Here is a 1,113-nt window from a genome sequence, read left to right as displayed (position 1 = left end):
ATGCCCTATTAGCGCACGAGCTGCCGCCACTCGCTGTTGTTGTCCAATACTCAGCTCTGACACTGGGCGAGAGTGTAAATTTGTCGGTAAATGAAGCCGCTCCAACAAGGTTGTCGCTTGTGATAAAAGCTCGGCTTTGGAGGCGTTTGGTGTCACGCGATCTCGTCTCACTTTACTGAACTGGCAAGGAAGTAATACGTTGTCGATGACATTCAAATACGGCAGCAAGTTGAATTGCTGGAAGATATAACCAATGTGGTCGGCGCGGAATCTATCTCTGCGGCTTGAGCTCAGCGTCGCTAAGTTCGTATTGAGTACTGATAACGAGCCTGAACTTAACGTATTGATTCCGGTGAGCAAAGCTAAAAGTGTGGATTTTCCACAGCCACTTGGCCCTTTGATAAAGACATGCTCACCCGTCGCTATCTGCAAATCAGGAATATTGATCACCGCGGTCTCTGAACCGGGCCAGACAAACTGAGCCTGTTTGAGCTCAACCACGTTTGATGCTGAATCAGTCATAGTAAATCACCAAAGCGAATTAAAAAAACACAGCGTGTAAGTGGGTACTTACACGCTATTTGGGTTATTTGATTGCGATTTGAGTGTTGCTTTTGGTTAAGCTAGTGGCTGATTGAGTCGTATCTGTGAATAGGTTTACATTTACCGATTCAGTACTTGGGAATTGGTTAAACCAATCAGTTTGAATACGGCTAAGTTCGCCGACTTGGGCACAATGAAAGCGATATTGCACGGTAAATTCACCGTGGTCGCTGTGCTCTGAATGGTCGTGACCTTCATGACCGTCGTGCTCATGTTTGTCGTGATCGTGATGGGCGTGTTCATCATGGTCATGGCCTTCATGATCATGGTGCTCATGTTCTTCATGTTGCCCCCCAAGCGAGTGTTCAACATGAACTTCTTCAATTTCGCATTGTGCTTGTGGGTTAATCGCAAACAGTGCGTTGCTATCTTCTAGCGTTGCGACCGCGTGTTGCAGAGTTTTCTCTTGCTCTGCATTTTCTGGTGCGTGTTCAAAGCCGACCACATCTGCACCAGGAGCTGTGATTTCGAGTAGCAAGTCACTGCCGTCTTGGGCAATATTAAATTCAA

At 46.7% G+C, this 1,113-nt stretch carries 2 protein-coding genes; both read right to left on the bottom strand.

Translation table 11 applies throughout. The features are described from left to right. On the bottom strand, window positions 1–522 hold a 522-nt coding region (locus tag R8N28_RS26435), incomplete at its 3' end, for an ATP-binding cassette domain-containing protein (RefSeq protein WP_318183815.1). A 64-nt stretch (window positions 523–586) separates the two neighbouring features. After that, a partial coding sequence (zrgA, locus tag R8N28_RS26430) for a zinc uptake protein ZrgA (protein ID WP_318183814.1) occupies window positions 587–1,113 on the bottom strand: 527 nt, incomplete at its 5' end.

Source organism: Vibrio sp. Vb1554, from assembly GCF_033344235.1.
This window is presented reverse-complemented; position numbering and strand designations above follow the sequence as displayed.